Origin of the sequence: Streptomyces sp. NPDC060366 (genome assembly GCF_042725135.1) — a bacterium.
In the GTDB taxonomy this organism is placed as follows: domain Bacteria; phylum Actinomycetota; class Actinomycetes; order Streptomycetales; family Streptomycetaceae; genus Streptomyces.
The window spans coordinates 302,105-309,946 of sequence record NZ_JBHXDC010000006.1; the positions used below are offsets into that span (position 1 = coordinate 302,105).

The following is a 7,842-nucleotide window of genomic DNA, read 5'->3' on the forward strand; positions in this document are numbered from 1 at the left end:
CTTCTTGGCCTCTCAGTCGTCGTTGCTGCGGTTGATGCGTTCACGTAGTTTCAGCAAGCCCGTGCGTTCGGTGGAGTATCCCACGCTTTTCAAAGCCTTGATGCCGCGCTGCTCAAGGCTGCTCCAATTCTCGCCACTTGCTTCGACGGCCTCCCGCACGGCCTTCTTCATCCCCTTTTCTTTGGGGACCGACTGCATTAGCTGCGGCAGGTAGACGATAGCCAATTCGGCGGCTCCCTGGTTCGCTTCCAACATGGGGAGAAGGATTTGATCGATCAGGTCACGGCGTGCAGCCGGAGACGTGATATTCGCAGCCTTCCACAGATCGAGAATTGCTCGACGATCGAGGTTCTTGGAGGCTTGGGAATATCTGTCGCTCAACAGCTCGGCCGCGAAGGCATCTGAGAGTGACGGCCATCCGGCTGCGACCAAGGTCTGCTCCGGCAGTCGAATAGCCGGACCTCCGAGCAGATCCTTCCAGAAGACGGCCTGATCCTGCACAGTCAGATCAGACAGCCGTGAGGAAACCGCCCGAAGCAGCGCCTCGTCTGTCTGAAGCTGCGACTGTTGCCGCAGTGCTGTCGAGACGGCCGTGAACAGCTCCGAGGCCGAGGGCCTTTCGAGAACGATCCAGGCAGACAGCGTTTCGCCGGCACCGTTGGGGCGGCTACGTGCGTAGGCGGCCATTTCCACTGCTGACGGCAATGCCTCAAGGCCATCCCTGTCAACGCCGCCTGTCAAGAGCAGATGGCGGGCAAGGATCTGTAGGCGTGTGCGCTCAAGCCCCGGGAGCCAGCCACTGTTGTCGAGGGCCTCCACCAGCGCACGGGCTTTCTCGGGACTCAGAGCTGCTGATTCAGGAGATTCCAGATCACGCAAACAGCCTGTCAGAAGTGACTCAACATAGGCCAGGATCGCGCCTTCCTGCGAAACGTCGAGATCGTCTCCGTCAACGAGCAGCTTGGTAAGAGCGACCGCTTGGTGTGGGACGAATTCTGCGCGCTTCAACAGGCCAGCGTTTTCCAGCGGCTCAAGCACGCCGAGCAGTCGTAGCTGCTCGGCGGCTTCCTCATCGGTCGAGGGAACGGATAGCGATGGCAGGACGAAAGGAGTGATGTGCGGATAGAGGCCCGGGGGCTGGTCGTCGAAGAGCCGCATGAAGCTGTCCGCCGCGCGAGCGACCACTTCGGGCTCCACAGCGTCTTCTGGGTCGCTGGCTCTCGCCCACAGTCTTTCCAGTAGTTTGTCGAACCCCTCGGTCATGTCGTCGATGGATGACCTCGGGTCCAGCATCTTCAGCCAGTCCGGCCATTGGTCGGTCGAACGCCGCCAGGCGCTCGACAACACCGCCCGTGCCAGGGCCGTTTGCCTGATCATGGGGATCGTTTCCGTGTTCCGTTCCACGACGGTCCGGCAAAGGTGGCTGTCCGACGCCAATAGCAGCTCCACAACGGCGTGTGCTGCTTCGGGGTCCTCATCACACCAGTGTTGGAGAAGCCATTCCAGTCTCTGAACCGCCTCTTCGTGAGATCTCGGCTCTGTCGAGGAGCTCACCGAGACGGCTCCCGGCTGAGTCTGGGCCTCCTCCCAAGCTTCGCGCTGCGCGATCAGCGCCCGCAGTTTCTTCGCGACAAGGGGCCCGGCCTGTCTCATGAGAGTCGCGGCCTCCGGAGAGGAGAGGCTGGCGAGCACGTCCACCACACCCTCTTCCTCACCCAGAAGATGGTGCGACACCAACTCGTTTACGAGGTCAGGGTTAGCCGCCAAAGCGGGGCCGAAGTGACGCATCACCATGGCGGCTACCGAGACACTCTCTGTGACCGAGGAATGGCGTAGGACGATCGTGCGCATCTCGAGAGCTGCCGGGCGGTCACTCGCCAGTGCCAGCCGCCAGCAACCAGCCAGTACCTCGTCGGGCAGTGCATGCGAGGAACTGGTCAAGATCGGGGTGAGTGTCTCAACCGCAGTGTCCGCCGTGCCGTTCAGCGGGATCGACGTGTCACCACAGACCACCAGGACGGCGTAAGCGACGTTCTCCTCTTCCAAGCCGATCGCGTCCCGAGCCTGCTGCGTCAGGAGGGCCAGCGCGGCTGGGCGTTCTTCGACGGAGAGGCCGCCGACGGACGCCAGTACCTCGTCCAGCTCGGCGTTCTGGGCCTGCTGCTCCAGTGTCTCGGCAACATCGGCTGGCAGACCGAACACGCTGCCGCTGGTCTCCAGGAAGATCAGGTCACGGCCCGGGCCTGGCACCTGTCGTGTCCGCTTGAGATAAGCCACGAGCTGCTGACCGTGGTGCTTTCGGACGTCGGCTGCCTTCTCTTCAACGACCTCGTTTTCGCCGGGGCTTTCCGGGTCACTGAGATGTTGGTCAACGTCAGCATCGAGATTCGCGTACCTGCGCGCGGCCTGCTGGACTTGATCCTTACCGCGCAGTCCCAGATCGGCCCCTGGATCGGCATCTAGGGCTAGTACGTATTCGCACAGCCGGTGGTCGAGCAACAAGTCCCTAGCGAAAAGTGGGAACTCCACACGGAGGCAGACCAGTTTGGCGATTTCCTCGACCTTCGTCGCACGGTCAGTCTCGAGCAGCCCGTCCGCTGCCCGCCGCTGAGCCAATCGGTACGTCAGAGCGAACGTGTTCAGCAATGCCTTCACTCTGCGGGGACTGCGCACATGCGAGGGGACGAGGATGCTCACCACTAGGTTGATGTCGATGGCCGCCCACAAGCCTCCCCGTCCCCGAACCAGGTCGGCGGCGAAACTGGTCACCTTCGGCACCAGCAGGGGCGGAAGGCCGAGCTGGTACTGGAACACCTTGTCTAGATAGCCGCTTCCGCTGCTGTAGTACGGGTTGACGGCGTCGGCTGGCGTGGCCTGTGCAAGTGCGCGTGTTAGCGCCTCTTCCAGGACTTGTTGGTCGGCGGCGACGACAAAGACGCACCGATCGACTCCCAGAAACGTGCGTAGAGCGTCCAGTGTGGCCACGACGTCGGAGGGCTTACATCTATCCAGCTCATCGACGAACACGACGAGACGCTCCACGTCAGCACGCGCGACGAGTTGGGTGAAGATCACCTCGAACTGCTCGTCGCTGTCTGCTGCTTCTGTCTTGTGCTCACGGGTGAGGGTGCGCGAGGCCAGCAACATCAGGGAGGTCAGCAGGGCCGCTGGTGCGATGCCCGCCTTCAGGGCTCCAGCTGCCATGTTGGCGTATGTGGGCCGGAAGGCCCCTCCGTGGAGCCAGGCGAAGAGCGCCATGGCGGCGCCGAAGAAGGCGATAACAGCTCCGAAGGTCAGACCGAACACTCTCAGGAGACGTCCTACGTCATTCCGCCCAAACTGAAGCTTCACAGCGACCCGTCCGCCGTACAGCTCCTCGTGAAACTTTGCGTCTTTAATCCCCAAAGCGGTGGCAGTCGCGATGATGAAGTTCCTGCGGAGTGGATTCTCCGCATACTTGAAGGCATCGAAGCGGACGAACCGTACGTCTTCCCGCTTGTCGAGCAACCCTTTCAGGAGATTGGCCACGCCCGACTTGCCGGAGCCCCACGGGCCCCACACCGCGATGTTGGTCGGCGTGGGCACCGACAGCACCACGTCGTAGAGCTGATCGGCGATGTGGCCATGAGCCAATCGATCGCCCTTGGCGGTGTCGACCTCACGGTCCCGGATGAGGTCGTCCGGCTCCATACGGATGCTGTCCCCTTGTGCCACTGCTGCCCCGCTTTCGACCTCTTCGGCCCACGCCCCTGAAGTTCACGGTCTACACCGTTACTTCACCTGAGCAACACAATATGCGGCACCACTGACAACGGGACGCTCTCTGTTCAGAGTTGGGGCTGCCCTGGCCGCGCCAGCAACGGTCGTGGAACTGTGGATCAGGCCGTGGAGCCGGACCTGTGGGGTAGCCATCTCCGCGCGCGGCTGCTCCGCGACCGCAGTATTTCCGTGTGCGGAGGGGCTACGGCAGTGGTGGTGCCCTTTCAAGATTCAGCAGCGCTAGTCGCACCAGGGCGGCGACCACACCTCCGCCGCTTGAGGCGGTTGGCCGCCCGCTCGGCGAAGCTGCCTTGCATTTTCGACTCTTCGTTGAAGGCGGGCTTCCGCCGCGTGATCCCTTGGGCAGGCCGACAGTTCACCCTCATTGCCCTGCGTGCCAAGTCCCCGCGGAACGTCAAGCAGTTTGTGCCGCTTGCGATGTCCTCCAGTTTCGACTCGATGAGGCCCTGGTCGCCGGCGGGTGCGAGCGCCGATGCCTACTTGTGTGCGCCGGTAGGAGCGTTTGTACCGTGTCCGGTCATGTCAGCATCCATGGAAGAAGTCCTCTCCCGGTTGAGCGATCCGCTCCCCGTGCATGTCAATTCGTCAGCCACGTTGGTGACCGATACGGACAAAGCTGCCGCTGCCATCGATCGACGACGCGCGAAGAAGCGAGGCGAACAGGAACCCAGCGCCCGAAAGCCGGGTGTCATCCCCCTTCGGGACGTCGACCGCCAGGATCTCGACATCACGCCCTGGAGCTTGCTCGGTGTCTTCGCGCGAGCCACCACTCTGGCTCGTCACGGACGTGGGAGGGGATTGGCCGAACACTGGCAGTGCCTGAAGTACTGCCAGGCTCTCGCCGCCGGCTCGAGCGGCTATCTGTCACTGACCGATGAGGGCCAGAGCCCCGAGCTCTCCTATCGGGCAATGCAGGCAAGAGAGTTGGGCCGAGCATTCGGCCTGGCTGTAGCGGAGCGAACCATACGCAGCCGCTTTCCTGACCGTCTCGTTTCCACGCTGGACGCGGAGGCAGTGCTGCTGGCCGGGTTCGCACGCTCAGGCCCGCGACCGACCCTGGGTGCCCGGGCGCGGCCCGACTTCTTCGTCGAAGCGTGGCGACCCGGTGAGCCATCCCAGATCTTCGTGGTGACGGTTAATGGAAACCATCAAATCGCCACAAAGCGCACCAGTAAGGCCGACCGCTCGGTCTTCAAGCAGCTAGCCAGGGGAAGTGAGCGGGCCGAACAGTTCCACCTCGGCCGGTGGAACACCACCCCCTGCCTCTTGCTGTCCACTGAACTGCTTGCGAAGGAGGGGGTCACCGTGAACGCGTTACAAGCGCCGGGTGAGGGGCTGCTCCCCACACGACCGTCTGAGGGGCGCGGCAACGGGGACGCCGTACTGACAGAGCGGAATCACACGTACGCCGGGGCCGTGAAATTACCTGCCGCAGACGGCCGTCAGGAACGAGCCCAAGACGGATTCCTCATCCCCCGCAAGGACCTCGGCTGGTACGGACAGTTACTAGCGCGCACAGGAGCCGCAGGACAGCTGGCGTTCGCAGGCGCCAGCACAGAGATCGCCCAATACCTCACAGCAAAGCAGGGATACAAGCACTACGCACAGCAGACGTTCGCCGGTTCTTCCAGCGTCCGGGACGCACGGCACAAGATCGGATCGACATGGTACGTGGGGACGGATCAGGTGTTCCGCCTCAACCGTAGGCGTGTAGAAGCCTTCTCCGGGATGGCCGAGGACTTGTACGAGCTTCTGGTGAAGGGAAAGCTCGAGGCGTACAGGCAGCGGGCATACGACCTGAGCAACACCTTTCAGACCGGCACAACAGCACCACAGTGGGGCCCTGTCTCCTTCGGCGACGACGGTAGCGTCATGGCCCTGCGTGCTCTCACGAAAGCCGATGACACAGACGGTTCGTGAGCTAGCAACAACGAGCCATGTACACGCCTGCCCCAACATGAACTCGCATCTACGTCCGTCTCAGCGCCGAACGCACCCACCTGCGATCACCCGGCCGGGTCGGGGATCCGTTCGCCTTCGTCACGGCTCAGCATGCCTCGGTCACACTCGCTCCGTGGTTGCAGTCCTGGTTGCGTTCGCCGTCGTACGGCACAGTTCAGAAGCCCCGTCCCCACCGGTCACACCCCAGGTCAGGACGTTCCCGCACCCCGCAGAACCCCCAGGCGAACATTTGGAAAGCGTGTTGGGGGCAACCCCTCACGAGTTCGAATCTCGTATCCTCCGCCAGTGCCTCACCGGGCACGATGTCGAAGGGCCCCGCTGCTTGCAGCGAGGCCCTTCTTCGTACGCGGCCTCATCTACAGTCTCAACGCGCTCCCTTGGAGCCCTCAGGGCCGCCCTCGTCGGCAGTCTTGGCCACCTCCCAGATGAGACCGCCGACCCGCTGCGCCACGTCGGCCAGGATTCCGCCCGTGACGTGTTGGTAGCGGGTTGCCATGGCGGTGGAAGACCAGCCCATGATCTGCATCACCACTCGTTCCGGAACGCCGAGGATGAGCAGGACCGTGGCTGCGGTGTGCCTGGCATCGTGCAGACGACCGTCCCGCACCTTGGCATCGGCCAGTAGCTGCTTCCACGCGTCGTAGTTCGTGCTGGGCACGAGCGGCGCGCCCACGGGAGACGTGAAGATGAAACCGGTGTCCTGCCACTCCTGGCCGACGAGCAGGCACTCCCGGTCCTGCTCCTTGCGGTGCAGCTCCAGCAGCCTGCCCAGTTCACCCGGCACACCGATCACCCGGCGGCCGGCGCGCGATTTGGTGTTGGCCGTGTCCTCGATTCGATGACCGCTGTCACCATCACCCTCGACGGCACGCTCCCACCAAATACGCGCTTCTTCGATATCCCCTCCCCTTAAGAGATCATTTCCGTATGCCCGGCAACTGGACCGGGCCGACACCAGCAACCGATCAACACTTACGAAAATCTTGGCAGAGTCGAACGAAGGTTTGCAGTCCTGCCTATGGCGTTGGGGCGTGAAATGTTGTGAGCAGGCTGTGTGGGATATCCATCGTCGGTTGCCAGGCTGCCGTAGGAGTGCCGTCCGGGTCCATACCGTCTGGCCAGCGCATGCGGAGCATCGATGTCCAGGACGTGTGTTCGTACTCGACAGAGGCTCCACCGTAGTCGGCAACCTTCCGGGCCAGCCTTGTCGCGTTCGCCAGGTCCCCGGCAGATTCCCACATCACCGCCAGCTGGCGCATGGCGTTGGTGTCACCGCAGTCGGCAGCCTTCCGGGCCAAGGTTTCCGCGCCTACCCGGTCCCCGGCCTTCTCCCGCATCACTGCCAGCTGGCACAGAGCGATGGTGTCACCGCGGCCGGCGGCCTGCTGGCTCAGGGTTTCGGCGCCATCCCTGTCCCCGGCTTCCTCACGCATCACCGCCAACTGACGCAGGGCGTCGGTGTCGCTATGGTCAGCAGCCTGCCGGGCCAGGGTTTCCGCGCTTGCCCCGTCCCCGGCAGACTCTCGCATCACCGCCAGCCGGCACAGGGCGATGGCGTCGCCATAAACGACGGTCTTCCGGGCCAGGGCTTCGGCACCGTCCCGGTCCCCGGCGAGTTCGCGTGTCACCGCCAGTTGGTGCAGGGCGTCAGTGTCGCCGTGGTCGGCGGCCTCCTGGATCAGGGCTTCAGCACCGTCCCAGTCCTCGGCTTCCTCGCGCATCACAGCGAGTTGGAGCAGGGCGTCAGTGTGGCCGAGGCCAGCGGCTTGGTGAAGCAGGGCTTCAGCACCGTCCCGGTCCCCGGCGAGTTCGCGTGTCACCGCCAGTTGGTGCAGGGCGTCAGTGTCGTCGCGGTCGGCGGCCTCCTGGATCAGGGCTTCAGCACCGTCCCAGTCCTCGGCTTCCTTCCGCATCTCAACGAGTTCGAGCAGGGCGTCAGTGTCGCCGAGGTCAACGGCTCGGTGAAGCAGGGCTTCAGCACCGTCCCGGTCCCCGGCTTCCTCCCGCATCTCAACGAGTTCGAGCAGGGCGTCAGTGTCGCCGAGGTCAACGGCTCGGTGAAGCAGGGCTTCAGCACCGTCCCGGTCCCCGGCTTCCTAC

General features: G+C 63.6%; 5 protein-coding genes. 2 read left to right on the forward strand and 3 right to left on the reverse strand.

Going from position 1 to position 7,842, the window contains the following annotated elements; genetic code table 11:
• Nucleotides 1-12: 12 nt before the first annotated feature.
• Nucleotides 13-3,690 (reverse strand): P-loop NTPase fold protein, encoded by a 3,678-nt coding sequence (locus ACFWHU_RS18165; RefSeq protein ID WP_387225559.1) that lies wholly within the window; start codon nucleotides 3,688-3,690, stop codon nucleotides 13-15.
• A 609-nt stretch (nucleotides 3,691-4,299) separates the two neighbouring features.
• Between ACFWHU_RS18165 and ACFWHU_RS18170 the strand changes: the two genes are divergently transcribed.
• Nucleotides 4,300-5,700, forward strand: a complete 1,401-nt coding sequence (locus tag ACFWHU_RS18170; RefSeq protein ID WP_387225561.1) for a hypothetical protein — start codon at nucleotides 4,300-4,302, stop codon at nucleotides 5,698-5,700.
• A 406-nt stretch (nucleotides 5,701-6,106) separates the two neighbouring features.
• Here the strand turns inward: ACFWHU_RS18170 and ACFWHU_RS18175 are convergent, their stop codons facing one another.
• Both ACFWHU_RS18175 and ACFWHU_RS18180 read right to left on the reverse strand, forming a co-directional pair.
• On the reverse strand, nucleotides 6,107-6,526 hold the full coding sequence (locus ACFWHU_RS18175; RefSeq protein WP_387225563.1) for a tyrosine-type recombinase/integrase: 420 nt from the start codon (nucleotides 6,524-6,526) through the stop codon (nucleotides 6,107-6,109).
• Between the two features lie 232 nt (nucleotides 6,527-6,758).
• A complete protein-coding gene (locus ACFWHU_RS18180) occupies nucleotides 6,759-7,463 on the reverse strand; it encodes a tetratricopeptide repeat protein (protein WP_387225565.1) in 705 nt (234 codons plus the stop codon).
• Nucleotides 7,464-7,490: 27 nt separating this feature from the next.
• On the opposite strand from ACFWHU_RS18180, the gene ACFWHU_RS18185 reads away from it, so the two are divergent.
• The coding region (locus ACFWHU_RS18185) for a hypothetical protein (protein ID WP_387225567.1) at nucleotides 7,491-7,842 on the forward strand (352 nt) is incomplete at its 3' end.